The following is a 25,722-nucleotide window of genomic DNA, read 5'->3' on the forward strand; positions in this document are numbered from 1 at the left end:
ATGGCGATCTACGGCTTCCACGCCTCGCACGAGCAGGTCCACCCGCGTCAGCTCCTCGACGCCGTCAAGCACGCTGAGGCCGCCGGCTTCGAGGCCGCGATGTGCTCCGACCACTTCGCCCCCTGGAGCGAGCGCCAGGGCCAGTCCGCGTTCGCGTGGTCGTGGCTCGGTGCAGCCCTCGAGGCGACGGACCTCAAGCTCGGTGTGGTCAACGCGCCCGGGCAGCGCTACCACCCGGCGATCGTCGCGCAGGCCGCGGCGACCCTGTCCGCCATGTACCCCGGTCGTTTCTGGGCCGCCCTCGGCTCGGGCGAGAACGCGAACGAGCACATCACGGGCGACGCCTGGCCCCGCAAGGACGTGCGCAACGCCCGTCTGCTCGAGTGCGTCGACGTCATGCGCGACCTCTTCGACGGCAAGGAGGTCAGCCGCGACGGTCTCGTCACGGTCGACCGTGCCCGCCTGTGGACCCGGCCGGAGACGCCCCCACCCCTCATCGGTGCGGCCGTGAGCGTCACGACGGCCGAGTGGGTCGCAGGATGGGCCGACGGCCTCGCGACGATCGCACAGCCCCGCGAGAAGCTCCAGGAGATGATCTCCGCATACCGGGGTGCGGGCGGCCGCGGCGACCTCGTGCTCCAGGTCCACGTCAGCTACGCCCCCACGGACGACGAGGCGCTCGCCGTCGCGCACGACCAGTGGCGCACGAACGTGTTCTCGCCACCGCTGTGCTGGGACATCGACACGCCCGAGGGCTTCGACGAGGCCGCCAAGCACGTGCGACCGGAGCACATGCACGACTCCGTGCTCGTCTCGAGCGACCCCGCGTTCTTCGTCGACCGCATCGGCGAGCTGCAGAGCCTCGGCTTCGACGAGGTGTACCTCCACCACGTCGGCGTCGAGCAGACCGCCTTCATCGACACGTTCGGTGAGCACGTCCTGCCCCAGCTGCGGACCCGCCCCACGACCGAGACGCGAGGCTGAACCCGTGCGCATGACCGACACCTCCGACCTCTGGTGGAAGACCGCAGTGGTCTACTGCCTCGACGTCGAGACCTTCATGGACTGGGACGACGACGGGATCGGCGACCTCGCCGGCCTCGCCCAGCGCATGGACCACCTCGTCGAGCTCGGTGTGACGTGCCTGTGGCTCATGCCGTTCTACCCGACTCCCGACCGCGACGACGGCTACGACATCACCGACTTCTACGGTGTCGACCCACGGCTCGGCCACCACGGCGACCTCGTCGAGATCCTCCGCACCGCCAAGGACCGCGGCATGCGCGTCATCGCCGACCTCGTCGTCAACCACACCTCCGACAAGCACCCGTGGTTCAAGGCCGCACGCTCGAGCAAGAGCTCGCCCTACCGCGACTACTACATCTGGCGCGACGAGCCGCCCGCGAACCCGGCCCCGACCGTGTTCCCCGGCGAGGAGACCGGGGTGTGGCAGCTCGACGAGAAGACGAACCAGTACTACCTGCACAGCTTCTACAAGCACCAGCCCGACCTCAACGTCGAGAACCCGCGCGTCCGCGAGGAGATCGCGAAGGTCATGGGCTTCTGGCTCGAGCTGGGGCTCAGCGGCTTCCGGGTCGATGCGGTGCCCTTCCTCATCGAACCGTCCGTGGCGGCCGTCGAGCGCGGCGAGAGCTACGGTGACCCGCACGACTACCTGAGGTCCCTGCGCGCGTTCCTCGGGCGCCGCACGGGCGACGGCATCCTCCTCGGCGAGGTGAACCTCCCGCACGCGGAGCAGATCGAGTACTTCGGCGGGGACGACGGCGACGAGCTCACCATGCAGTTCGACTTCGTCTCCATGCAGGCCCTCTACCTGTCGCTCGCCCGCTCCGACGCGCGCCCCCTGGCGACCGCCCTCGCGGGCCGACCCCCGCTCAGCCGCGAGTCCCAGTGGGCCAACTTCGTGCGCAACCACGACGAGGTGACGCTCGACAAGCTCACGGACGCCGAGCGCGAGGAGGTGTTCGAGGCCTTCGCGCCGGAGGAGGAGCAGCGCGTCTTCGGCCGTGGGATCACCCGGCGGCTGCCCGCCATGCTCGAGGGTGACCCGCGACGGATCCGCATGACGTACAGCCTCATGTTCTCCATGCCCGGCACCCCGGTGCTGTTCTACGGCGAGGAGATCGGCATGGGCGAGAACCTCGCCGCCGGAGGGCGCGAGTCCGTGCGGACGCCGATGCAGTGGACGTCAGGGAAGAACGGCGGCTTCTCGGCAGCCGCCCCGTCCCGCCTCCCGGCACCCGTGGTCGACGACGGGTTCGGTCCCGAGCACGTCAACGTCGCCGACCAGCGGCACGACCCCGACTCGCTGCTGAGCTTCATGCGCACGCTCGTCCGCCGGTACCGCGACTCGACCGAGATCGGCTGGGGCGAGCTCGCCGTGCTCGACCAGCCTGAGAGCTCCGTCCTCGTGCACTCCGTCACCGGGGCCCAGGGGCAGATGGTCGCGGTGCACAACTTCGCGTCGCACGCCGTGACCGTCCCGGTCACCGTTCCCGGGCTCGACGGTGACGCGCGGCTGGTCGACCTCCTCGAGACGGGCGAGGTCACCCTCTCCGCCGACGGCTCGGCCGAGCTCGCGCTCAGCGGCTACGGCTACAGGTGGCTGCGCGTGGTCCACGACACGGACAAGCGCCTGACCTGACCGGGGCCGGCTGGGTCAGCGGGATCCGCGAGAGGTCTTGGACCTCGACTCGCGGACGGCGTGCCCGACAGCGCGCACCCGGCGGGCGTTCACCGCGAGCAGCACGTCGCGGTACTGGCTCGCGCGGTGCATCTGTCCGCGGAAGTCGGTGCCGGACGGCCGGTGGCGCAGGTCGCACGGGACCTCGACGGCGACGTAGCCGAGGCGCAGGAGATCGATGGTCAGGCCGGTCTCGACGCCCCAGCCGCGGGCCAGCGGCGTGGCGGCCTCGAAGGCTTCCCGGGTCATGCAGCGCATGCCCGAGAGGGGCTGCGTGGGGGTCCAGCCGGTCATGGCGGAGATGGCGCGTCGTGCGGCGCCGACCACGATGCCCCGGCCGCCGGCACCCGGCTGCGGCGGGAGGAGCGCGATCGACATGTCGGCGCGGCCTTCGAGGACGGGCAGCACGAGCGGCGCGGTGTTGACGGCCGTCTCGGCGAGGTCGCCGTCGATGAACAGGAGAAGTCGTGGCGGGCGTCCCGGGGCGTCCCGCATCGCGACGACCGCCGCGCCGGTCTCCATCGCCGAGGCCTTGCCCCGGTTGTGGGAGTGACGCACCACGACGGCGCCCGCGTCGCGGGCCACGTCCTGGGTGTTGTCCTCGCTGCCGTCGTCGACGACGAGGACGAGGTCGACGTGCGGGATGGCCTTCGCGGCACGGACGGTCGCGGCGATCCGGCGTGACTCGTCCTTGGCCGGGATGATCACCGCGACGCGCTGGCGCGTCGCGGCCCGTCCGGTGAGGTTCGACGCCGCCGTCTTGGCGCGCCGGGCCTTCACCGGGGGCTGGTCGGGCGTCTGCGGGCGTGCAGCGACGCCGTCGACCCTCGGCCGGTCGGGCTGTGCGCCGGGTGCAGGTTGCGCACCGGGCTCGGACTGCGGATCACCACTCACGAGGCCAACCCTAGTGGTCCTGTGTGTCCGGCACGCGACGGGGAGCCCGACTCGCCGTCAGCGCAGCGTGACCTGGCGGGAGACGATCCCCGCGCGGGCACGGCGCTCGTTGGCGTCGAGCGGCTGGGTGCTCTCGAGCTCTGCGGAGAAGATCGGCCAGAACGCCTTCGCAGCCTCTTCGACGTCTTCCGCCTCCGAGCCCTTCGGCAGCTCCCACACGGGGATGACGATGCCGGAAGACCGGAACGCACCGAGGAACTTCGTCCCGCCGAAGCCGGACTCACGACGGGCGTGGAGGCGGGCGACCGCGTCGATGACGGTGTCCTCGCTGAACGGCATGGCCCAGCGCAGGTACTCGCGGGCGCCCATGCGGCACCAGTAGGCGCTGTCGACGGTCGTGAGCTTGCGGGTCTCGATGATCGTCGAGCTCGCCTCGTCGAGGGACTCGCGGATCTCGGCGGTGACCTCCTCGGCAGGGTCCATCCAGTACTCGAACGTGTCGTGGACGGTGACGTCGAACGGCACGGACGGGTCGAGGATGTCCTGGAGACGCGGTCCCGGCTCCGGGATCGTGATCTGCGCGATGGAGCTGCCCGGCTCGAGCGCGATCGCGTCGAGGACGGTCTGCGCCAGGTCGCGGCTCGCGTCGCCCGAGCCCGCATGCGTCTGGAGGGCGACGAAGATCGCACCGTCCGTGCGGTGCAGCGCGGCCCACGCACCCGGGAGGACGGTCGTGAACGTGATGTCGCGTGCGCCGTGCTCCTTCGTGGTGCGGGCGGTCGCGGTCGCCGCGGGCACCACCTCGCGCATCGCGACGAGGTCGGGCTCTCCCGTGATGCCCTCGAAGGGACGCAGGACAAACTCAGGGGACGTGTTCTTGGCCATGCTGACGAGCCTACCTGCCGTGGTGCGGCGTCCGGGCAGCGGCTAGCAGCCTGCCGAGTCGTAGATGCACAGGAGCTCCCAGGCGGCCTGGCTCGTGCTCAGGGCGTTCGTGCGGGACTCCCCGACCGACGACTCGCCGCCGAGGTGCCCGCTGAGGGTGACGGCGTTGCCCCGGCGCGTGATCGCCACGAAGTAGCCGAGCGACTCCTGCCCGTCGGTGCCCGCCGATGTCCCGTAGTAGTCGACAGCCAGGCCTTTCCCTTGCGCTCCGACTGGGACGTCCTCCACGAAGAGCGCTCCCCCGTCCTGCGCTGGAGCAGCAGCGCACGCCGTCATGACGTCGCCGAGCCGCTGCGCCTCGGCGGTGGCCTCGGCCACGTCAGCGAAGACCGCCACCTGGTGGGTTCCCACCGTCGACTCGAGCTCGCCGTTCCCGTACGCGACACCGCGGGAGGCCGCGGCCGTCGACGGCACCCCACCGGTACAGGCGTCCGGCAGCGCCCACGTGCCGATCGGCTCGGTGACGACGGCGTCCTCGCGGTCCATGCCGAAGTCGGCCCCCGTGAGCATCACCTCGGGCGGCAACGTCGTCCCGACCGGTGCCTCGGTGGTGGGTTCGGCGGTCGGTGCCGGCTCCTGCGTCTGCTCGGTCGGACCGGTCGACGCGCCATCCTCGGGAGCCGCGGCGTCGCTGCACCCTCCGAGGACCGTGACGAGAGCGAGGATGCCGACGGCTGCGGTGTGTCGAAGGGTCGGTCTCATGGGACGAGGCTGCCAGAGACCCAACCGTACGGCCAGGTCAGCGGCTAGCAGCCCGCCGAGTCGTAGACGCAGAGGAGCCTCCAGGCCGCCTGAGCGTCCTTCACCGCGCTCGTGCGGGACTCCCCGACGCTCGCCGTGCCACCGAGGTGGCCGACGAGGGTGACGGCGTTGCCCCGGCGGGTCGTCACGAGGTAGTAGCCGGGCGCGTCGTCCCCGCGACCGCTCGCGACCGCACCGTCGTAGCTGACGACCAGCCCTCGTCCCTGTGCACCGACCCGCACGTCCTCGACGACGAACGTCCCCTCGACCGACGCGGCAGCGCAGGCCGCCATGACGTCTGCCAGCCGCTTGGCCTCGGTCACGGCGACCGACGCGTCGGCGAAGACCGCAAGCTGTTGCGTCGCGATGGTCGGCTCGACCGCGTCGTCGCTGTACGCCACCTCGCGCGAGGCCAGGGCTGTCGACGGGGCGCCCGCTGCGCACGGCCCCGGGAGCGCCCACGCGTCGATCGTCTCGTTCACGACGGGTGCGACGCCGTCCGCACCGAACGCGGCACCGCTGAGCATCAGCCCGTCCGGCAGGGACGTCGCAGCGAACGTCGGCTCCTGCCGAGTCAGCGTGTCAGCGTCGGGTGCCGACGGAGCCGCTGTCCCGGTCGTGTCGGGCTCGGGCACGGCGGCCTGGCTGCAGCCGGCGAGCGCCAGGGCGGCGACGGTGAGTACCGCGACGCGGGGGAGGAAGTGGCTCATCAGAGCAGGGTGCCAGGTGATCGCGCATCAGGACGAACCGGAAGCACGATGTATGTCCCGATATCCGCCGTTCGGGCTTCACGCTGCCGAAGTGGGTTCCCGCATGCCAAGATCGAGTCATGGACCCCCGCGCAGGCACCCTCGCCCAGGCTCAAGACCTCATCGACGTGGACGCCGTGGTCGGCGCCTACTACGACCTCGCTCCCGACGTCGACGACCCGTCGCAGAAGGTCGTGTTCGGCACGTCGGGCCACCGCGGGTCCAGCCTCGACCACGCGTTCAACGAGGCGCACATCCTCGCGACGACGGCCGCGATCGTCGAGTACCGGCGCAACCACGGCACGGACGGCCCGCTGTTCATCGGTCGTGACACGCACGCGCTGTCCCTGCCGGCCTGGCAGACCGCGGTCGAGGTGCTCGCGGCCGCGGGGGTCGAGACGTTCATCGACGCACGCGACTCCTTCACGCCGACCCCAGCCGTCTCGCAGGCGATCCTCCTCCACAACGGTGCCGCCACCCTCGAGGGCGTGCGCACGACCGGGCCGGAGCTCGCCGACGGCATCGTCGTCACCCCGTCGCACAACCCGCCACGCGACGGCGGCTTCAAGTACAACCCGCCGCACGGCGGCCCGGCCGACTCCGAGGCGACGAGCTGGATCGCGGACCGCGCCAACGAGATCCTGCGCAGCGGCGTCGGCCAGGTCCGCCGCATGCCCCTCGAGCAGGCGCTCGCGGCAGACACGACGCACCGGCACGACTTCATGGTCGCGTACGTCGACGACCTCGCCACGGTGCTCGACATGGACGCGATCCGGTCCTCCGGCGTGCGCATCGGCGCTGACCCGCTCGGCGGCGCGTCCGTCGAGTACTGGGGAGCGATCGCCGAGCGCTACGGGCTCGACCTCACCGTCGTCAACCCGCAGGTGGACCCGCGGTGGGCGTTCATGACGCTCGACTGGGACGCGAAGATCCGCATGGACTGCTCGTCGCCGTACGCCATGGCGTCGCTCGTCGAGACGATGAAGGGCGACGCGCCCTTCGACATCGCGACCGGGAACGACGCCGACGCCGACCGCCACGGCATCGTCACGCCGGACGCCGGCCTCATGAACCCGAACCACTACCTCGCCGTGGCCATCAGCTACCTCTACGGCGGCGCGCGCCCCGACTGGTCGCCGGACGCCGGCATCGGCAAGACGCTCGTGTCCTCGGCTCTCATCGACCGGGTCGCCGGTGGTCTCGGCCGTCGCCTCGACGAGGTCCCCGTCGGCTTCAAGTGGTTCGTCCCCGGCCTGCTCGACGGCACCGTGGGCTTCGGCGGCGAAGAGTCCGCCGGTGCGTCGTTCCTGCGCAAGAACGGCGGCGTGTGGACCACGGACAAGGACGGCCTCCTGCTCGCGCTGCTCGGTGCAGAGATCCTCGCGACGACCGGGAAGTCGCCCTCGGAGCACCACGCCGGCCTCGTCGGCGCCTACGGGCAGTCCTGGTACGCCCGCGTCGACGCCCCCGCGACCCTCGAGGAGAAGGCCACCCTCGCGAAGCTGTCCCCCGAGCAGGTCACGGCCTCCAGCCTCGCGGGCGAGGACATCACGGCGAAGCTCACGACGGCACCCGGCAACGGTGCGGCGATCGGCGGGCTCAAGGTGACCACGGAGAACGCCTGGTTCGCCGCACGTCCGTCCGGCACGGAGAACGTCTACAAGATCTACGCCGAGTCGTTCGTCTCCGAGGAGCACCTCACCCAGGTCCAGGACGCGGCGCGCACGCTCGTCACCGACGCGCTCTCGTCCTGACCGAGGATTCCCTGTCAGGAGGATTCTTCTGACAGGGAATTCGCGCGCACCGGGTGAAAGAGCGCGCACAGCATGGGGAGAGTTCCACGGGTAGTTCGCACCATGCTCTCGGTCATCGTCAGAGTGCGTCGCGGGATAGTCTCGAAAAGAATCGCCACCGATCATTTCCGAGACGAATCGAGACATTCACCATGCGGATCTCCCGCGGGATCGCCACCCTGTCCATCGCCGCCCTCACGCTCGTCGGGGTGAGCGCCTGCTCGAGCGACGAGCCCGAGGAGACGACCACCACCGCCGAGGAGACCGAGGCACCCGAGCCCGAGGAGACGGAGTCCGAGCCCGACGAGGACGACGAGGCCGAGGCGCCCGCCGGCTCCGGCTCCGCCGCGAGCTGGGCGAACCCCGTCACCACTCCCGGGACGCTCCTGACCACGGTCACGTCGGAGCAGTTCACGCTGGACATCTACCAGGTCGGCGTGGCCCAGGCGACGAAGACCGGCCAGTTCGTCGACCCCGACGGCAACCCGATCATCACCGAGGGTTCCGACATCGTGTTCGTCAACTACGTCGTGACGAACACGTCGGGCGGCGCCATCCCGCTCGGCGCGAGCCTCGTGGACGTGTCGGCACGGTACGCCGACTGGCCGTACATGCAGGGCATGGACTCGGTCGTCGACAGCGACCTCTTCGAGGCACAGGAGGTCAACTCCGGCGCAGCGGCAGCCGGGTCGTACGTCGACCCGTACATCCTCCCGTGGGAGGCCGACACCCAGTTCTCCTACGGTCAGAACTTCCGCTACCAGGCAGGCTCGCCCATCACGTTCACCGTGACGATGATCCCGGTCGACGACCAGGGCGACCTCCTGCACGAGGAGAAGGTCGAGGTCACGGCCGACACCACGATCGTGTGATATCGAAGAGGGGAATTCTCAGGGCAGCAGGTCCTGATATTCCGGGTGCCTCTCGACAAATGCTCGGACGAACGAGCATTCCGGGATGACGACCATCTTCTTCTCCCGCGCGTGGTCGAGCGCGGCACGGGCCAGGGCAGAGCCGATGCCCTGGCCCTCGTGCTCCGGCTGGACGATGGTGTGGACCATGACGATCGTGTCCTTGCCGGTGGGCGTCGTCGCTGCCACCGGGTCGTAGACCAGGAACCCGGCGACGCTCCCGTCGTCGGCCAGGATCTCGAAGCGGTGCTCCGCTGCGTCGTGCGTCACAGTGAGCCTGTCTCTCGCGTCGTTGCTCGTACCCATATCCCCATGATGCACGCGCACGCCGCAGCGCGCCGCCGGTCGGCACCGGACCTGAGGTCCACTGGATGAGACACTGGCGGTGTGCTCGACCACCCCGCCACACCGCCCGGCGCCACGAAGCCCTCACGCAACCCGTACACGGAGATCCTCGCGATCCCCGGCGCCAAGAGGTTCTCGGGAGCCGGTGCTCTCGCACGGCTGCCGATGTCGATGGTGGGCATCGGCATCCTCCTCATGCTGCAGGAGATCCACGGCTCGTACGCGCTCGGGAGCCGGGTCAGCGCGGTCTACATCGTGGCCCAGGCCATCGCCTCGCCGCAGATCGCCCGCCTGGTCGACCGGCACGGGCAGTCGCGCGTCATGCGCCCGATGCTCGTCGTCACGACGACGTCGCTGCTCGCCCTCGTCGCCTGCGCCGTCACGCGCGCACCGGAGGCGACGCTCTACGTCTTCGCCGTCCTCGTGGGCGGGACGATCGGCTCGGTCGGGTCCATGGTCCGGGCGCGATGGTCCTACCTCCTCCCCGACAAGCGCCAGCTCCACACCGCCTACTCGTTCGAGTCGGCCGTCGACGAGCTCTGCTTCGTCATCGGCCCCATGCTCGCAACCGTTCTCGCGACGAGCGTCGCACCCGCAGCCGGTCTCGTCGTCCCCATCCTCGCTGTCTCGATCGGCGGGACGTGGTTCCTGTCGTCGCGTGCGACCGAGCCCCCACCGTCCCCGCGGGTCGAGGGCTCGCACCACCGTTCGGTCCTCCTCAACGGTGGGATGGTCGCCGTCATCGTCGTCTTCGTCGGGATGGGCGCGATCTTCGGCGCGGTCGACGTCGCGACGATCGCGTTCGCCGAGGAGGCAGGCCACGAGGCGCTCGCCGGCGTGATCCTCGGGGTCTTCGCGGCGGGGTCGCTCGTCTCCGGCCTCGGGTACGGGGCCAGGCACTGGCTCTCGCCGCTGTGGTCCCGCTTCGTCATCGGCATGCTGCTCCTCGCCGCTGGTGTGAGCCTCTTCCTCTTCGTCACCTCGTTGCCCGTGCTCGCGGTCGTCATGTTCCTCGTCGGCTTCGCCATCGCGCCAACCCTCATCAACGGCAACAACCTCGTCCAGATCCTCGTGCCACCGGCGCAGCTCACCGAAGGTCTCACGTGGGTGGGCACGGCCCTCGCGGCGGGCGTCTCGATCGGGATGTCCGTGGGCGGCCAGCAGATCGACGACGGCGGCGCGCACGCCGGCTTCATGGTCGTCATGATCGCGGGGGCCTTCTCGGCGCTCACGACGCTCGCGTTCCTGCCGGTGCTGCGCCGGCGCGCATCCGGAACGGTCCAGGTCGTCGAGGCGACCGCGGCACCCGAGACCCCCGACGCGAGCACCGCGGGCTGAGTCGCCACCCGACGCGTGCCACCATCGACCCATGCCGCCGACCACGCCCCGGACCACCGCGCGTGATCCACGCCTCGACCGGTGGGCCGCCGCCCTCCTCACGCTGCCGTTCGTCTCGATCGTGGTGTGCATCGCTCTCAGGCGCGAGAACGTCGCGGACGCCGTCCTCCCGGCGGCGGACGGCCGCATCCCGCTCGAGCTCGTCGGCGCCCTGTGGCTGGTCCTCCCCGCGATCGTCGCCGTCCTCCTGCTCATGACCGTACGGGGTGATGACGTACCGCCGCGGTGGGCCCGAGGGCTCGCCCTCCTCGTCGCCGCCTGGATCGGTACCGTGTCGTTCTTCCCGACCCCCACCACCGGCTACGACTACGTCGACGCCTTCGGGGCCGCCGCACCCCGGGCCGAAGCCGTGGCAGGCGGACTCCTTGCCGGAATGGTGGGGATCGTCTGTGCCGTCATCCTCACGGGCGTCGTCCTGTGCGTCGCGTACCGACGGCCCGCCGACTGGGAGGACTGGAGTCCTGAAGCGCGCGACGCGCGCAACCGTTCGGCGCAGCTCCGTCTCGGCCTCGTGCTCATCAGCCTGCTCGTCCTCGTCCTCGTCCTCGTCACAGCCACGATGACCTGAGGTTCCGCCTGGTGCCGTGGTGTCCTGCTGCGCAGGCGCACCGCGGCGAACCGGCGCACGATGGGACGGACCCAGTCGTCGTGCCGAAGGGACCCCCGTGGCCAAGAACGTCCGCAACCAGACCGTCGCCGACCTGCTCGTCGCGCAGATCATCGAGGCAGGTGCCAAGCGCATCTACGGGATCGTGGGGGACAGTCTCAACCCGATCGTCGACGCGGTGCGGCGTGCCGCGAACGACGGTGCCGACATCGCGTGGGTGCACGTGCGCCACGAGGAGGCGGCTGCTTTCGCGGCGGCCGCGGAGGCCGAGGTGACCGGGAACCTCGCCGTGTGTGCCGGGTCGTGCGGCCCCGGGAACCTCCACCTCATCAACGGGCTCTATGACGCGAACCGTTCCAAGGTGCCGGTCCTCGCGATCGCGAGCCACATCCCGAGCAAGCAGATCGGTACGCAGTTCTTCCAGGAGACGCACCCGGACCGCCTCTTCACCGAGTGCTCGGTGTACTCCGAGATGATCTCCTCGCCGGCGCAGGCGCCGCGGGTCATCAACTCCGCGATCCACCACGCGTACGGTGCGCCGGGAGTCGCCGTCCTCACCATCCCGGGCGACGTCGCCGACCACGACGCCCCGGGCCCGGTCATCGACGTCTCGACACGCCCTCCCCGCCCGCGGGTCATCCCCGACCCGGAGTCGCTGCGCCTCCTCGCCGAGGCGATCAACGGGGCGAAGAAGGTCACGCTCTTCGCCGGCGTCGGTGTCCGTGGGGCGCACGACGACGTCCTCGCCCTCGCGGACAAGATCGCCGCGCCGATCGGCCACTCCCTGCGCGGCAAGGAGTGGATCCAGTACGACAACCCCTTCGACGTCGGCATGTCCGGCCTCCTCGGCTACGGGGCCTGCTACGACGCGACGCAGGAGGCCGACCTGCTCGTGCTCCTCGGCACCGACTTCCCGTACGACCAGTTCCTCCCCGAGAACGTGCGCACCGCCCAGGTCGACCTCGACCCGACCCACCTCGGGCGGCGCACCCGCCTCGACCTCGCCGTCGTCGGCGACGTCGGGGAGACCGTGCGCGCGCTCCTCCCGCTCGTCGACGCGGCCAAGTCGCGCAAGTTCCTCGACTCCATGGTCAAGAAGCACGACCGGCTCATGAACGGCGTGGTCGGTGCGTACTCGGGCAGCAAGGCCGAGACGATGACGCCGATCCACCCCGAGCTCGTCGCCGACGTCCTCGACCAGGAGGCGTCGGAGGACGCCGTCTTCACGGTCGACACCGGCATGTGCAACGTGTGGGCCGCCCGCTACATCCGGCCCAACGGGAAGCGTCGGATCGTCGGGTCCTTCCTCCACGGGTCGATGGCCAACGCCATGCCGCACGCCATCGGCGTGGCCGCCGCCCAGCCGGAGCGCCAGGTCATCGCGATGGCGGGCGACGGAGGGCTCTCGATGCTCCTCGGGGAGCTCGTCACCATCAAGCACTACGACCTGCCCGTGAAGATCGTCCTCTTCGACAACGCGACGCTCGGGATGGTCCGACTCGAGATGCTCGTCGACGGCCTCCCGTCGTTCGGCACGGACTCCCCGTCGGTCGACTACGCGGCCGTCGCCCGGGCGATCGGCATCCCGGCCGTGCGCGTCGAGAACCCCCAGGACCTGCGCTCCGCGCTGCGCGGCGCGCTCGAGCGCCCCGGCCCCGCGCTCGTCGACGTCGTCACCGACCCCCGGGCGCTGTCCATCCCGCCCACCATCACCGCCGGTCAGGTCCGCGGATTCGCCGCGGCCCTGAGCAAGGAGGTGCTCGGCGGCGGGCTCGGCGAGGTCGTCTCCATGGCCCGCTCGAACCTGCGCAACGTGCCGCGGCCGTAGCGGGGCGCTGGCAGACGTGCGCTGCGCCGGCCCGGCCGACGCGGTCGGCCCGGCGCGGCGTCACGCCTCGAGGCGGTCGATCGCGTGGCTGAGGAGCGACCCGGGCACGACTCCGACGGGCGCGACCGCGTAGCCGATGCGGGCCCTGAGCACCCCGGCCGGGGCCCCGATCTCGGCGGTGACCGCGCGCAGGGCCGTCTGAGCGGCGGCGCGGACCCGACGCGCGACCGCGTCCCCCTGCGCGACAGCGGTCGCGTCGTCCGGTCCGGCGAGCGCGACGAACACGCCGAGCTGGGCGCCGCTCACCCGGCCGAGCGTCGACCGGGGCAGGTACTCGTTGCGGAGCCCGTCCGCGGTCGAGACGAGCACCGCGTCCCCCGCCTCGGTGCCGAGCTGTGTGTTGACGGCGGCCACGCCGCTCACGGACACCACGACCACCGCGACGTAGTCCCCGCTGCCCGCACCGGGGACGGACTGCGCCGCCAGGGCGTCGAGCCATGCCGTGCGGTTGCGCAGCCCGGTGAGCCGGTCGTCGTCGGACACGACCGCGACGTCGCCGGAGTGCGCGTCGACGAGCGCCGCGACCGAGACGCTGCTCCACACCTGCGAGCGCACGACGAGGTCGTCGTAGCGCTGACGCCGGGGGCGGGCCATCGCGATCCGCAGTGCGTCCGACACGAGGCACCACGGGTCGACGACGGTGGGCGACCAGTCGGTCAGCTCGCTCACGGGCTTGCGGTAGAGGAGGGCGCGTCCGTACCCGAGCTCGCCGGACATCGCTGCGGCGCAGCGCTCGCGCGTGATGAGCCCGACGCCCGAGGGGTCGGCGACGTGGCGCACGGCGACGCTCTCCACGAGCTCGGGGCGGAAGAGGTCTTCGAGGCTCCGACAGCTCATGGTCGAGTCGACGACCTCGAGGGGGCGTGCGACGTCGGCGACGGTCGGCGGGCGGACCGCCCGTCCTCCCAGGGCGTCCGCCGGGGTGGTGGTGGAGGCCTGGGTGCTCGTGGTGGTCATGCACGTATCCTCCGACCGGCCGCCGTGCCGGTTCACTGGTCGTTCACCGGATTCATGCGATGTTCATCCCCCACGCCAGCAGATCACCCGCCCGTGTCACCCGACCGTGCTGCGGGCGGGGTCGCGGTGGCACGATGGACTCGTGCTCGCGACCCCGCTCCGCGTCCCTGACCAGGCTCTGCGCACCCGGCTCGCTGCTGTGTGCCGTCCGCTCGCCGAGGTCGAGGGCCTGCTCGTGGGTGCCGAGATCCTCGATGGCGGGACGTTCGCGACGACGTACCGGCTGACGTTCGAGAGCGGGCTGCGCGTCGTCGCGAAGACGGCACCGACGGACACGCGGCGCCTCATGCGCTACGAGCACGGGATCCTCGCCACGGAGGAGCGTGTCTACCGCCTCGCTGCCGACCGTCCCGAGCTGCTCATGCCGCGCGTGCTCCTCTCGGACTTCACACGCGCGCACCTCGACACCGACGTGCTCGTCGTCTCCCACCTCGACGGTGTCCCGTGGGACACGCTCGACGCACTGTCCCCCGGTCAGCACGACGCGATCGTCCACGACCTCGGCGGCATCATGGCGCACCTGCACAGGGTCACTGGGCCGACGTTCGGCTACCCGGCGACGGAGGCGCTCCAGGCCTCGACCTGGCCCGAGGCGTTCACCGCCATGACCGAGAGCCTCCTCGACGACGGTGCGACCTGGTCGGTCCCGCTGCCCGTCGACCGTGTGCGCGCCGCCTGGGCCCGCCATCACGACGCGCTGGCCGAGGTCACCACGCCGCGCCTCGTGCACACGGACCTGTGGCCCGGGAACGTCTTCGTCGACCCTGAGACCTTGCGGATCACCGGGATCATCGACACCGAGCGCTCCTTCTGGGGCGACCCGCTCTTCGAGCTCGCCGGGGCCGACCAGCTCGGTACCGGGCCCGCGCCGAGCGCGCTCGTCGAGGGTTGTGCGGCCGCCGGCGGCCGGTTCGACGCGACCGCGCTCCCCGTGGCGGGAGCACTCGCCCCCGCCGACGCGCGCCTGCTCATGTACCGCTCGTACATGTACCTCGTCATGACCGTCGAGGTGGCGCCCCGAGGATTCACCGGGGACTGGGTCCCCGAGCGGCTCGCGCACCTCGCGGGCCTGCTCGACGGGGCGCTCGAGACCCTGCTCGCATGAGGAGGGTCGGCGCGCGTCCGGATGGGGACCTCGTCCCATCTCGAGATCCCCACACAAAGCCCTCGACACGCTAGAGTTCGGGCAAAGAATCGGTCTAGTTACGAGGCGGAACGCCATGCTCACCTTCGTCATCATCGGCGCCGTCGGCCTCCTGCTCGTCGCCGGCTCCCTCGTGCTGGGTGAGGTCTTCGAGCTCGGCGACGGCGCCCTCTCCGGGACCTCGCTCGGCGTCGGCGGCATCGTCTTCGGTGCCGTCGGGGCCATCGTCATCAGCAACGACCTCCCGCTCTGGTCCGCCTACGTGGGCTCGCTCGTCGTCGCCGTCCTCGTCGTCATCGTCGTCCAGCTCTTCATCAAGCGTCTGCGCGACACCGAGGACGGCCAGCCCGTCTCGCTCGTGGGCATCCAAGGCGTCGTCACGTCCGACATCACCGGCGGACGCGGCGAGGTCTCCCTCGACGCCGCCTTCGAGCTGGAACGCCGCCTCGCGTGGGCCGACGCACCGATCGCCGAGGGCACCCGCATCGTGGTCGTCGAGCAGTCGGGCACCCGGGTCCGCGTCGAGCCCGCGCGCTCCACCCCCACGACACCGACCACGCCGACGAAGCCGTAGCACCGACCACCACCGAAAGGAGCCCCCTCGGGGGCAGATCCTCATGCCAGAGAACTCCATCACCATCATCGCCGTCGCCGCCCTGGCGATCGCGTTCTTCTCCGTCATCGGCTTCATCGCCAAGCGCATCCGCCGGGTGCCGCCGAACGAGGCCCTCATCATCGTGGGCCGCGGCGCAGGCAAGGCCGCCTCCGCCCAGGGCGGGCAGCGCGTCGTCGTGGGCGGGCGCGTGTTCGTCTGGCCCATCCTCCAGCAGGGCTTCTCCATCTCGCTCGAGCAGCGCCAGATCGGCATCACCGTCGAGGGTGTGGACAAGAACCGCATCAAGATCGCCATCAAGGCGTCCATCAACTTCAAGGTCCGCGGCGACGAGGAGGGCGTGCGTCGTGCAGGCCAGCGCTTCCTCTCCCAGCAGGGCACGCTCACCGAGATCATCAAGGAGTCCCTCGAGGGCTCGCTCCGCTCGATCGTCGGCGACATGACCATCGAGCAGATCATCTCGGACCGCAAGGGCCTCTCCGACCGGGTCGTCGACTCGACGAAGACGGACCTCTCCGAGCAGGGCCTCCAGGTCGACCTCCTCAACATCTCCGACATCTCGACCCCCGGGTCCGACTACCTCGGCAACCTCGGCCGCGCCGAGAACGCCCGCGCCCGCCAGGTCGCCGAGGTCTCCGAGGCCGAGGCGCAGCGCGCGTCCGAGTTCGCGTCGATCGAGGCGCAGGAGCAGGTGGCTGAGCGCCGCAAGGCCTTCGAGCTCAAGCAGGCGACCATCAAGGCGCAGACCGACCGCGCCAACGCAGAAGCCAACGCCGCCGGGCAGCTCGCCCGCGCCGAGCAGGACCGCCTCGTCGCGACACAGCAGCGCGAGGCCCTCTCCGAGCAGGCGAAGGTCACCGAGGAAGAGCTCGACATCTCCATCCGCAAGCCCGCCGAGGCCGACGCGTACGCGTCGGTCCAGCGAGCCAACGCCGAGCGTGACGCCACCAACGCGGCGACCGAGGCGGACGCCTACAAGCGCACGACCATCGCCCAGGCCAACAAGACCGCCGCGATCCAGGACGCCGAGGCCAACGCCGAGGCCGTGCGTCGCGCCGGTGAGGCCGAGCGTGACCGCCAGGTGGCGCTCGCCGTCGGTGTCCGCGCCGAGGGTGAGGCCCGCGCGGCCGCGACCGAGGCCGAGGGCCGCGCCGAGGCCGCCGCGCTCGACGCCAAGGCCGAGGCGCTCAAGAAGTACGGTGAGGCCGCCCTCGTCCAGGAGCTCATCGAGCGCCTCCCCGAGATCGTCCGTGCCGCCGCCGAGCCCATCGGCAAGATCCAGGGCATGACCGTCATCTCGACCGACGGCGCGTCCGCGATCACCAAGAACGTCGCGTCCGTGCTCAGCGAGGGCCAGGGAGTCATCAAGCAGCTCACCGGCGTCGACCTCAACCAGCTCATCTCGAACCTCGCCGGCGGCGCAGCCGCCAGCTCGGCCGCCTCGAGCAGCACCACCGCAGGCCCGTCCGCTATGGCAGTGCCGCAATTACGTGGCTAGGGTGAGGCGCATGCTCACATCCGTCCAGGTAGCGCATGCCCGCCAGTTCGCCGTGTCACCCCGTGGCGGCTTCTCGATGCCCGACGTCGACCGCCTCGTGGCCCGCGTCGTCGCGACCCTCGCGAGCTACGAGGGGACCGGGACGCCCGGACGAGACGGGCTCACCGCCACCACCCTGAGCAACGTCGTCCTCCCCTCCGTGTTCTCCGAGCGCGGCTACGCGATGCTCGAGGTGCAGGACTTCCTCGACGAGGTCCACGAGACCCTCGCGACGTACGAGCAGCGCGACGCGTTCCCGGCGTCGCCCGCGACGGCGACCTCGTGGATCCCCGCCACCGGCACGGACGCACCGGCCGGGAGCGGCGTGCTCGCCGGCAGCCAGGCGCTCGGCAGGATCTCGGCGCACGACCGACGCCCGGAGCCCCGCGTCCCGGTGCCGACGAACGTCACACCCGCGATCCGGGCGCTCGCGTCCGTCGGAAGCGGCGCTCCCGTCGGAAGCGGCGCTGCCGTCGGTGCCGGACGACCGCCGGCGGTGCTCCCGCCCGCGCCCTCCAGCCCTGTGCTCCCGCGGCTCCCGGTGCCGGTGCCGGCTCCGGCCCCTGCGCGCGACTACGGCATGGATGCCGACGCCCTGATCCACGAGCTGCAGTCGGCAGTGGCCCAGTCGCGAGCGCGCGGCACGCTCCAGGTCTCCGTCCAGGTACCGGGCCAGCAGCTGCGCGTCATGCGCGTCGTCGAGTCCGCTCCCGGCAGCATCACGATCGTCGCGCAGTAGACCGGTCCCGGGCCGAGAGCAGACCGGACCTGACGCAGGGCACCGATCCAGGCTAGGTTCTCCTTCATGCTGACCGCCGACGACGTCCTGACGCACACCTTCCCCGCGACGAAGTTCCGCCAGGGCTACGACGTCCTCGCGGTCGACGACTTCCTCGACCGCGTCATCGGCGCGCTGCGGTACTACGAGACCGGAGGCGTCCAGGGCAGCCGGATGGGAGCCGACGAGGTCCGGGCGATGAAGTTCCCGGTGACCAAGTTCCGTGAGGGCTACGACCTCGACGGGGTGGACAGCTTCCTCGACGAGGTGGAGCAGTGCCTCCTCGGCCTGGAGGCGGCGACCGCCGCAGGACAGCAGCAGCCCCTCCGCCAGTACGAGCACCAGCACGGGCACCAGCACGAGGAGCCCGCGCACTACCAGCAGGCCGCGACGTACTCGCAGCCGGGGTACGCCCAGCCGCAGTACGCACCGGTCGCCGCACAGCAGGACACGGACCTCCTCCCGCCGCTCAGCCCGCACGCACGCGAGGACTACCCCGCCCAGGCGGCGCTCGACCTCACGAGCCTCGTCAACGCGCTCCAGCGGTCCTACCTGCTGTCCGCCATCCCGAGCGACTCGACGCCCATCGTGCTCACTCCCGACGGCCGTGAGTACGTGGTGCGCGCCGTCACGCACGAGTCCGGCCAGGTCGTCCTCGAGATCGGCTGAACCGCCGGCCTCGAGGGTGCCACCTCGGTACGCTGGGCACCGACGGGTCAGCTCGCGCCGAACGCGAGGCCCAGCAGGTAGGTGACGCCGGCCGCTCCGAAGCCGATGGCGAGCTGGCGCAGAGCACGCTTGAGGGGTGACGCCCCGGACAGGACCCCGACCGCGGCACCGGTCGCGCACAGGGCGAGACCGACGAGCCCGGCACCCACGAGCATCGCGACGCGCCCCTCGAGGCCGAACAGGTACGGCAGCACGGGGATGAGCGCACCGGAGGCGAAGAAGCAGAAGCTCGACGCGGCAGCACCCCATGCCGACCCGACGGCCTCGTGCTCGCCGTGCGACCCGCGCGGCGCGATCTCGGTCGTGGCCGTGTACGAGGCGAGCACCTCGGCCGCGTGCCGCTGGGCCTCGTCGGCGCTCAGGCCACGGGCTCGGTACACGAGGGCGAGCTCGTTCGCGTCCACGTCGAGGTCAGGCAGGGCCGCCGACGCCTCCGGGCTCGGGTTTCCCGCATCGAGCAGCTCGCGCTGCGAGCGCACGGAGACGAACTCCCCCGCGCCCATGGACAGCGCGCCGGCGAGGAGTCCCGCGAGCCCCGAGAGCAGCACCGTCGCGTTCGTCGCTCCGGACGCTCCGATGCCGAGGATGAGGGCGAGGTTCGACACGAGCCCGTCGTTCGCCCCGAAGACGGCCGCACGGAAGGTTCCGGACATCCGCGTCCGCCCCCGGGTCGCGAGCCCGCGCACGACCTCCCCGTGGATGCGCTCGTCCGCCGCCATCGCGGGTGTCGCGTCGACGTCCACGTCGTACGTCGAGCGGGCCTCGGCGCGCTGGGCGAGCGCGAGGACGAAGACGCCACCCAGCCGTCGGGCGAGCCGGCCGAGGACACGTGTGCGCCAGTGGCCGCGCAACGGCTTGCCCACCTGGTCGCCGAGGAGCTCGGTCCAGTGCGCCTCGTGCCGTCGTTCCGCCTCGGCGAGCGCCAGGAGGATCTCCCGCTCCTCACCGGTGCGTCGGCCGGCGAGCTCGCGGTAGACGCTCGCCTCGGCGCGCTCGTCGGCGAGGTTGCGCCGCCAGCGACGCAGCGTCCGCGCGGACGGAGGAGCGGCGAGGGGGTGGGGTTCGTCGCCGTCGGTCACCGGGGTGCTGTTCACGCGCACCAGTCTGGCAAGAGTCCGCGTCGACGGTGTTCGGGTGCCCGTCCGCCACGGGATGGTCGTCCGAACATCGCGTCAGTGCGTCTCAGGTGACGCCCCTGTCTCTCCCGGGCTGCTGCGCACGTGGCTCAGTAGCTGTACGCCGCCTGCTGCGCGGGCCGCGCCTGGAATCCCTGGTGGGTCGCGAGCGGAGGCCGGCCCGGGGCGGCCGGCGGGAACGCGCCCCAGAAGCTGTCGAGGATCGCGGCGGTGAGGCCGGGGTTCTCCTCCGACGGCATGTGCCCGGCGTCATCGATCACCTCGTAGCGGGCGCCGAGAGCGCGTGCCATGATCTCCTGCCACTCCTGCGGCCATGCGTCGTCGTCGGCGCCGTGCGCGACGAGGGTGCGGATCCCTGTGTCGAGCAGCCGTTCGGTGGTGTCGGGGGCGGTGACGAGGACGTCGATGATGCCGAGCAGGCTGTCCGAGGACGTCCGGCTGGCACGGTAGCGCTGGAAGGCCTCACGGCGGGTGAGCAGGGGCGCGTCGGGCCCGACGAGGTCGGGGTTGCTCGCCTCCCAGAGACCGAGGCTCCCGCTCTCCCTCACGACGAGCGCCATGTCTCGGATCTCCTCGGTCCAGCACTTGGGACCCGAGCACAGGAAGGTGAGGTCCGCGAAGAGCCGCGGGGAGCGCAGCGCCGCGGCTCGGGCCACGAGCCCGCCGAAGCTGTGTCCGACGATGTGCACCGGAGCGCCGTCGCCGATCACGTCTGCAACCTCGAGCAGGTCCGTGGCGAACTCGCCGAGCCGGTAGTTCAGCGGGTTGCGGGGGGAGGCCGAGTCGGCCTGACCGCGCTGGCTGTAGGCCCACACGTCCCAGCCACGGGCTGCGAGGAGGGGGAGGAGGGGCAGGAAGTCCTCTTTCGAGCCGATGAACCCGGGGACGAGCAGCACGGTGCCTCGGGACCGGGTGGGGTGCGGGCCGTGCGTCACCGCGGGCGCGTAGAGGGCGGTGAGCTCGCCGACCATCGTGCGGATCGAGACCGGCTCGACGCCGGGCGGGACGGGGAGATCGCCGAACGGCTCTCCTGGCTGGACGAGTACCCCGCCGGCCCGTACTTTCTCATCGGTTCCCATAGCCGCACACTGTAGGCCTTGTACAGGGTGAATTTCACCCCTTGCGGGTGAATTCGTTGTAACAGATTCTGCGGAGGCTCGCTCACCGGGCCCCGGAATCACCTGCGGGTATCGTCGGAGACCTCATGCCAACCCTCTCTTTCCCCCGTCATCCCGCCGCGCGGGCGGCTCTCGTCGCCCTCGTTCTCCTGTTCGTGCTGGTCATCACCACATCGATCGTGCGGACGTCGACCGTCGACGCGCAGCAGGCGCAGGTGGCAGCCGCGGAGGCGGCCGCGGCCGCCGAGGCGCGGGCGGAGGCAGCGGCCGCGGCCGCCGCTGCCCGCGAGCAGGCGGAGCGTGACGAGGCCGAGCGGCTCGCGATCCTCGAGGTGACGCAGGCGCGCGAGGCCACGGTCGTGGCGATCGCGGCAGCGCAGGCGGTGCTCGACGGCTCCCTCGACCGCGTGCCCGACGACGGGGTGCGCGTCGCCCTCGCCGCCGCCATCGCCGCCGCGAGCGCAGCGCTGGAAGCACCGCTCGCCGAGCTGCAGGCTGCCGCGGCCGCGATGGCCACCGCCCAGGCGGCGGTCACCGACGCTCAGACGGCGTGGGACGCCGAGCAGGCGCGCCTCGCGGCCGAGGCCGCGGCAGCGCAGGCGGCCGAGGAGCAGGCGGCCGAGGACGCCGCCGCGACGCCGGCACCCGAGGCTGCCGCCCCGGCACCCGCGCCGCAGTGCGTCAACGACTCGACGTACACCGGGCCGCCGTTCTACACCTCTGCCCCGGGGGCAGACGGCGACGGGTCGAACGGGAACATCCCGGCGTCGCAGATGACCCAGCTCGCCTGGGGTCACGACACGGTCGGCACACCCCAGTACCTGCGGACGCCCGCAGCTCAGGCCCTCGATCGTCTGAACGCGGCGTACCGGGCCCGCTTCGGCAGCGACCTGGACCTCGACCTCACGTACCGCTCGTACGAGGGCCAGGTGGCGATGCGCAACGCGCTCGGGTCCATCGCCGCCGTGCCCGGCACGTCGACGCACGGGACCGGCAACGCTCTCGACGTGCCCGAGTGGTCCTGCTACGCGTTCGGGTCCGTCCGGCGGGACTGGCTCGTGACGAACGGCCCGTCCTACGGCTGGGTGTCGCCTTCCTGGGCCAGGCAGGGATCGTCCAACCCCGAGTACTGGCACTATGAGTACACGGGCTGACGATCTCGCCTGATCTGTCAGCACCCGCCGAGCGAGAGGCACGCATGCGCACCCCCACCGTCTGGGAGACCATCGTCCAGGAGAACCCCCAGCACTCCACCTGGTACGTCGAGAGGTTCCGCGCGATGGCCGCGCAGGGACACGACCTCGCCGGCGAGGCGCGGATGATCGACGCGATGCTCCCCCGCGGGTCCCGCGTCCTCGACGCGGGCTGTGGACCGGGCCGGGTCGGTGCCGCCCTCGCAGCGGCCGGGCACGAGGTGGTCGGCGTCGACGTCGATCCCGTGCTCGTCGCGGCGGCGACCGAGGACCACCCTGACCAGACGTGGATCGTCGGCGACCTCGCCGAGCTCGACCTCCCTGCTGCCGGGGTGAGCGAGCCGTTCGACGCGATCGTCTGTGCCGGCAACGTCATGACCTTCGTGGCCCCCGACACGCACGCCGAGGTGCTGCGGCGCATGCGGGCGCACCTTCGACCGGACGGTCGCGCCGTCATCGGCTTCGGTGCCGGTCGCGGCTACGCGTTCGAGGCGTTCCTCGACGACGCCCGGACCGTGGGCCTCGTCGTCGACGCGACGTTCTCCACGTGGGACCTGCGGCCGTTCGCCGACGACTCCGGCTTCATCGTCGCCGTCCTGTCCCGCACGGCCTGACCGGCCGGCCCGACGACGCCATGACCGACCTCACCGAGCTCACCGCAGCCGTCCGCCAGTTCTCCCACGAGCGCGACTGGGAGCAGTTCCAGGACCCGAAGTCGCTCGTCCTCGCTCTCACCGGGGAGGTCGGCGAGGTCGCCGAGCTCCTCCAGTGGGTCCGGGCAGAGGACGTCGTCGAGCGGTTCGCCGACCCCGCGCGCAAGGCACGCATCGGCGACGAGCTCGCCGACGTCCTCATCTACCTCGTGCGGCTCGCGGACGTGCTCGGCGTCGACCTCGGGGCCGCCGGGGAGGCCAAGCTCGCGCGCAACCACGAGCGCTTCCCGGTCGCCGGGGACGGCAGCGTCGTCGGCGTCGCGCCGCACAAGGGGTAGAGCCCTCGGGGGAGGGCTCACCAGTCGCGCGCGTACCGTGCCACGAAGTTCCGCATGACGCGGGCCGGGTGCGTCACCGCGGTGCGCCGGACCTCGGCGATGACGCTGTCGGCCTCGCCGGGCGGGAAGTACCCGCTGTCCTGGTAGAGCTCGATGCGCTCGACGAGACCACGGACGTCGAGCTCCGGGTGGAACTGCGTCGCGTAGAGGTTGTCCCGGATCCGGAACATCTGGACGGGGCACGACGGCGACGACGCGAGGAGCACGGCGTTCCCGGGAAGCTTGGTGCACGCCTCCTTGTGACCGACGTAGGCGTGGAACGTCGTGGGCATCCCGTCGAGCACCGGGTCGGCACGGCCCTCGGCGCTGAGCGTCACCGGGACGGCGCTCACCGGCTCGCCGTACGTCGTGTCGACCACGGCACCCTGGTGAACACCCAGGGTGCCGACCCCGTAGCAGGCACCGAGGTACGGGAAGTCGCGGTCGACGATCTCGTCGAGCAGACCGGCGATCTCCTTCTCGACCCGCACCTGCACGTCGGTCTTCTCGTCCTCCGGGTCGCTCGACGTGAACGGGCTGCCGCCCACGAGCACGCCGGAGTAGTCGTCGAGGTCGATCGCCGGGAGCGGTCCCGCCTCCATCCGGATGCGTCGCACACCGTTCTCGGGCAGGCCTCCGCACCGCCGGAAGGCAGCCACCTCGCTGTCCGCCGCGGCGTCGTCTGCTCTGCTCGCCAGGAGGAGGAACGGTCGCACGCCCCCAGTGTGCCCCGCCCGGGCGGACCCCGCGCGGGCGGGGCGCCCGGCTGCTCAGGCGGGCGGGGTCCCGTCGCCGAAGGGCCGTCCGCCGAGCGCCTCGCGCCCGTGGGCCGTGGCCCAGCCCGCCAGGTCAGGGCCCTGGGGGACGATCCCGCTCGGGTTGATGTCGCGGTGGACCACGTAGTAGTGGGCCTTGATCTGGTCGAAGTCGACCGTGTCGCCGAAGCCGGGCGTCTGGAAGAGGTCACGGGCGTACGCCCAGAGCACCGGCATCTCGGTGAGCTTCGACCGGTTGCACTTGAAGTGCCCGTGGTACACGGCGTCGAAGCGCACGAGCGTGGTGAAGAGGCGGACGTCGGCCTCGGTGATGGTGTCGCCCATGAGGAATCGCTGGGAGGCGAGACGCTCCTCGAGCCAGTCGAGGGCTGTCCAGAGCCGCTCGTACGCGGCGTCGTACGCCTCCTGCGACCCGGCGAAGCCGCAGCGGTAGACGCCGTTGTTCACCTCGGTGTAGACCCGGCGCATGACCGGCTCCATCTCGGCCCGCAGGTGCTCGGGGTAGAGGTCCGGGGCGCCGGACCGGTGGTGCTCGCGCCACTCGGTCGAGAAGTCGAGCGTCATCTGCGCGTAGTCGTTCGTCACGACCTTGCCCGTCGTCGTGTCGACGATGACGGGGACGGTGATGCCCCGGGGGTACTCCGGGTCACGAGCGAGGTACGCCTGCTGGATGCGCTCGATCCCGAGGACCGGGTCCACCCCGCCCGGGTCGAGGTCGAACGTCCAGCTGTTCTTGTCGTGGGTCGGGCCCGTCAGCCCGAGAGAGAGGGCGTCCTCGAGACCGAGGAGCCGGCGCACGATGATCGTGCGGTTCGCCCACGGGCACGCACGCGCCGCGACGAGGCGGTAGCGCCCCGCTTCGACAGCGAAGCCGTCGCGACCGTCAGCGGTGATCCGCGTCGTGATGTAGTTGGTGTCTCGGCTGAACTCCTGGCCTGGGATCGTGTACACGCCACCGTCGTTGCTCATTCAACTATTCTCCCTCAGACCCGGCGACAGCGGGCGAATTCGACCGAAGGAATGTGAACAGGCGAGAAGGTCTCCCCAGGAGTACCCTCCCGGCACTACCCTGAGCCCGTGACCACACCGAACGAATTCACGCCGCCGCCCTCGGGCCCCGGTGCTGACGCCGCGAAGTCCCCCTACGGCGCCCCGTCCTCCGACGCACCCAGCGCGTACCCGTCCGCCTACCCGGCAGCACCACAGGCCTACAGCGCACCGCAGGGCGGCTTCGGCTCGAACGGCCCCTCCGGCCTCACCCGCTCGCCGATCGTGGTCTTCCTCCTGACGATCATCACCTTCGGCATCTACGGCTTCGTCTGGTACTACAAGATCAACGTCGAGCTGAAGAACTTCAACCAGGCGATCCAGGTCAACCCGGTCAACATGATCCTGCTCTCGCTCTTCGTCCCGTTCTTCTTCATCTTCTCGATCTTCTACACCGGTCAGCGCATCCAGCAGGCCCAGACCGCCGCCGGCCTCCCGGCGACCGCGTCCCCCGGCATCGGGGTCCTGCTCGCCATCGTCATCAGCGGGCACACCTTCTACTACCAGGACGCCCTGAACAACCTCTGGCAGTACCGCCAGGCCTGAGCACCACTCGGGGACTTCCACGACGGGGCCGTGCAGCGCATGCTGCACGGCCCCGTCGTGCGTGGTCCTCCCGCCTGACCTAG

26 protein-coding genes are annotated in these 25,722 nt (G+C 71.3%); 16 read left to right on the forward strand and 10 right to left on the reverse strand.

Going from position 1 to position 25,722, the window contains the following annotated elements; genetic code table 11:
* Together ABKW26_RS02900 and ABKW26_RS02905 are read left to right on the forward strand one after the other, a co-directional pair.
* Positions 1-984, forward strand: coding sequence for a TIGR03885 family FMN-dependent LLM class oxidoreductase (locus ABKW26_RS02900; protein ID WP_348590925.1), 984 nt, complete (start codon positions 1-3; stop codon positions 982-984).
* Between the two features lie 4 nt (positions 985-988).
* Positions 989-2,665, forward strand: coding sequence for an alpha-amylase family protein (locus ABKW26_RS02905; RefSeq protein WP_348590926.1), 1,677 nt, complete (start codon positions 989-991; stop codon positions 2,663-2,665).
* Between the two features lie 15 nt (positions 2,666-2,680).
* Here ABKW26_RS02905 and ABKW26_RS02910 read toward each other — a convergent pair whose 3' ends face one another.
* The 4 genes from ABKW26_RS02910 to ABKW26_RS02925 form a co-directional block, all read right to left on the reverse strand.
* The gene (locus tag ABKW26_RS02910) at positions 2,681-3,484 is read right to left on the reverse strand and encodes a glycosyltransferase family 2 protein (protein WP_348591086.1); all 804 of its coding nucleotides are present in this window, start codon (positions 3,482-3,484) and stop codon (positions 2,681-2,683) included.
* A gap of 171 nt (positions 3,485-3,655) precedes the next feature.
* Positions 3,656-4,483, reverse strand: coding sequence for a DUF5926 family protein (locus ABKW26_RS02915; RefSeq protein ID WP_348590927.1), 828 nt, complete (start codon positions 4,481-4,483; stop codon positions 3,656-3,658).
* Between the two features lie 42 nt (positions 4,484-4,525).
* Positions 4,526-5,245: a hypothetical protein gene (locus tag ABKW26_RS02920; protein WP_348590929.1), complete on the reverse strand. Its 720-nt coding sequence runs from the start codon at positions 5,243-5,245 to the stop codon at positions 4,526-4,528.
* Between the two features lie 44 nt (positions 5,246-5,289).
* Positions 5,290-5,994 carry a hypothetical protein gene (locus ABKW26_RS02925; RefSeq protein WP_348590930.1) on the reverse strand — a complete coding sequence of 235 codons (705 nt, stop codon included), beginning with the start codon at positions 5,992-5,994 and terminating at the stop codon, positions 5,290-5,292.
* Between the two features lie 119 nt (positions 5,995-6,113).
* Here ABKW26_RS02925 and pgm point away from each other — a divergent pair, with 119 nt between their 5' ends.
* The gene (gene pgm, locus ABKW26_RS02930; RefSeq protein WP_348590931.1) at positions 6,114-7,787 is read left to right on the forward strand and encodes a phosphoglucomutase (alpha-D-glucose-1,6-bisphosphate-dependent); all 1,674 of its coding nucleotides are present in this window, start codon (positions 6,114-6,116) and stop codon (positions 7,785-7,787) included.
* A gap of 191 nt (positions 7,788-7,978) precedes the next feature.
* Positions 7,979-8,698: a hypothetical protein gene (locus ABKW26_RS02935; RefSeq protein ID WP_348590932.1), complete on the forward strand. Its 720-nt coding sequence runs from the start codon at positions 7,979-7,981 to the stop codon at positions 8,696-8,698.
* 18 nt (positions 8,699-8,716) lie between these two features.
* On the opposite strand, the gene ABKW26_RS02940 is transcribed toward ABKW26_RS02935, so the two are convergent.
* Positions 8,717-9,007 (reverse strand): GNAT family N-acetyltransferase, encoded by a 291-nt coding sequence (locus ABKW26_RS02940; RefSeq protein WP_348590933.1) that lies wholly within the window; start codon positions 9,005-9,007, stop codon positions 8,717-8,719.
* 117 nt (positions 9,008-9,124) lie between these two features.
* Here ABKW26_RS02940 and ABKW26_RS02945 point away from each other — a divergent pair, with 117 nt between their 5' ends.
* The 3 genes from ABKW26_RS02945 (at position 9,125) to ABKW26_RS02955 (ending at position 12,915) form a co-directional block, all read left to right on the forward strand.
* Complete coding sequence (locus ABKW26_RS02945; RefSeq protein ID WP_348590934.1) at positions 9,125-10,420, forward strand: MFS transporter; 1,296 nt, start codon at positions 9,125-9,127, stop codon at positions 10,418-10,420.
* Between the two features lie 31 nt (positions 10,421-10,451).
* Positions 10,452-11,048 (forward strand): hypothetical protein, encoded by a 597-nt coding sequence (locus ABKW26_RS02950; RefSeq protein ID WP_348590935.1) that lies wholly within the window; start codon positions 10,452-10,454, stop codon positions 11,046-11,048.
* A 97-nt stretch (positions 11,049-11,145) separates the two neighbouring features.
* Positions 11,146-12,915: a pyruvate dehydrogenase gene (locus ABKW26_RS02955; protein WP_348590936.1), complete on the forward strand. Its 1,770-nt coding sequence runs from the start codon at positions 11,146-11,148 to the stop codon at positions 12,913-12,915.
* Positions 12,916-12,975: 60 nt separating this feature from the next.
* Here the strand turns inward: ABKW26_RS02955 and ABKW26_RS02960 are convergent, their stop codons facing one another.
* Entirely contained in the window at positions 12,976-13,932 is a 957-nt protein-coding gene (locus ABKW26_RS02960) for a diguanylate cyclase (protein ID WP_348590937.1), read from the reverse strand.
* Between the two features lie 142 nt (positions 13,933-14,074).
* Between ABKW26_RS02960 and ABKW26_RS02965 the strand changes: the two genes are divergently transcribed.
* From ABKW26_RS02965 to ABKW26_RS02985, 5 genes are all read left to right on the forward strand, one after another.
* Positions 14,075-15,097 carry an aminoglycoside phosphotransferase family protein gene (locus tag ABKW26_RS02965; RefSeq protein WP_348590938.1) on the forward strand — a complete coding sequence of 341 codons (1,023 nt, stop codon included), beginning with the start codon at positions 14,075-14,077 and terminating at the stop codon, positions 15,095-15,097.
* Positions 15,098-15,212: 115 nt separating this feature from the next.
* Positions 15,213-15,710: an NfeD family protein gene (locus ABKW26_RS02970; RefSeq protein ID WP_348590939.1), complete on the forward strand. Its 498-nt coding sequence runs from the start codon at positions 15,213-15,215 to the stop codon at positions 15,708-15,710.
* 43 nt (positions 15,711-15,753) lie between these two features.
* Positions 15,754-17,247 carry an SPFH domain-containing protein gene (locus ABKW26_RS02975; RefSeq protein ID WP_348590940.1) on the forward strand — a complete coding sequence of 498 codons (1,494 nt, stop codon included), beginning with the start codon at positions 15,754-15,756 and terminating at the stop codon, positions 17,245-17,247.
* A 10-nt stretch (positions 17,248-17,257) separates the two neighbouring features.
* Positions 17,258-18,025, forward strand: a complete 768-nt coding sequence (locus ABKW26_RS02980; protein WP_348590941.1) for a hypothetical protein — start codon at positions 17,258-17,260, stop codon at positions 18,023-18,025.
* Between the two features lie 66 nt (positions 18,026-18,091).
* Positions 18,092-18,733 (forward strand): DivIVA domain-containing protein, encoded by a 642-nt coding sequence (locus ABKW26_RS02985; RefSeq protein ID WP_348590942.1) that lies wholly within the window; start codon positions 18,092-18,094, stop codon positions 18,731-18,733.
* 47 nt (positions 18,734-18,780) lie between these two features.
* Here ABKW26_RS02985 and ABKW26_RS02990 read toward each other — a convergent pair whose 3' ends face one another.
* Together ABKW26_RS02990 and ABKW26_RS02995 are read right to left on the reverse strand one after the other, a co-directional pair.
* A complete protein-coding gene (locus ABKW26_RS02990; protein ID WP_348591087.1) occupies positions 18,781-19,872 on the reverse strand; it encodes a VIT1/CCC1 family protein in 1,092 nt (363 codons plus the stop codon).
* A gap of 146 nt (positions 19,873-20,018) precedes the next feature.
* Positions 20,019-21,008, reverse strand: a complete 990-nt coding sequence (locus tag ABKW26_RS02995; RefSeq protein WP_348590943.1) for an alpha/beta fold hydrolase — start codon at positions 21,006-21,008, stop codon at positions 20,019-20,021.
* Positions 21,009-21,133: 125 nt separating this feature from the next.
* On the opposite strand from ABKW26_RS02995, the gene ABKW26_RS03000 reads away from it, so the two are divergent.
* From ABKW26_RS03000 to ABKW26_RS03010, 3 genes are read left to right on the forward strand one after another with little or no spacing between them, the layout of a single operon-like run.
* Entirely contained in the window at positions 21,134-22,201 is a 1,068-nt protein-coding gene (locus ABKW26_RS03000) for a M15 family metallopeptidase (RefSeq protein ID WP_348590944.1), read from the forward strand.
* 44 nt (positions 22,202-22,245) lie between these two features.
* Complete coding sequence (locus ABKW26_RS03005; RefSeq protein ID WP_348590945.1) at positions 22,246-22,854, forward strand: class I SAM-dependent methyltransferase; 609 nt, start codon at positions 22,246-22,248, stop codon at positions 22,852-22,854.
* 20 nt (positions 22,855-22,874) lie between these two features.
* Entirely contained in the window at positions 22,875-23,231 is a 357-nt protein-coding gene (locus ABKW26_RS03010) for a nucleotide pyrophosphohydrolase (protein ID WP_348590946.1), read from the forward strand.
* A 17-nt stretch (positions 23,232-23,248) separates the two neighbouring features.
* On the opposite strand, the gene ABKW26_RS03015 is transcribed toward ABKW26_RS03010, so the two are convergent.
* Positions 23,249-23,986, reverse strand: a complete 738-nt coding sequence (locus ABKW26_RS03015; protein ID WP_348590947.1) for a glutamine amidotransferase — start codon at positions 23,984-23,986, stop codon at positions 23,249-23,251.
* Between the two features lie 54 nt (positions 23,987-24,040).
* Positions 24,041-25,015 carry a glutathione S-transferase family protein gene (locus ABKW26_RS03020; protein WP_348590948.1) on the reverse strand — a complete coding sequence of 325 codons (975 nt, stop codon included), beginning with the start codon at positions 25,013-25,015 and terminating at the stop codon, positions 24,041-24,043.
* A 108-nt stretch (positions 25,016-25,123) separates the two neighbouring features.
* Here ABKW26_RS03020 and ABKW26_RS03025 point away from each other — a divergent pair, with 108 nt between their 5' ends.
* Positions 25,124-25,639 carry a DUF4234 domain-containing protein gene (locus ABKW26_RS03025; protein ID WP_348590949.1) on the forward strand — a complete coding sequence of 172 codons (516 nt, stop codon included), beginning with the start codon at positions 25,124-25,126 and terminating at the stop codon, positions 25,637-25,639.
* Positions 25,640-25,722 lie beyond the last annotated feature (83 nt).

The organism is Sanguibacter sp. 25GB23B1 (assembly GCF_040012415.1).
GTDB lineage: Bacteria > Actinomycetota > Actinomycetes > Actinomycetales > Cellulomonadaceae > Sanguibacter.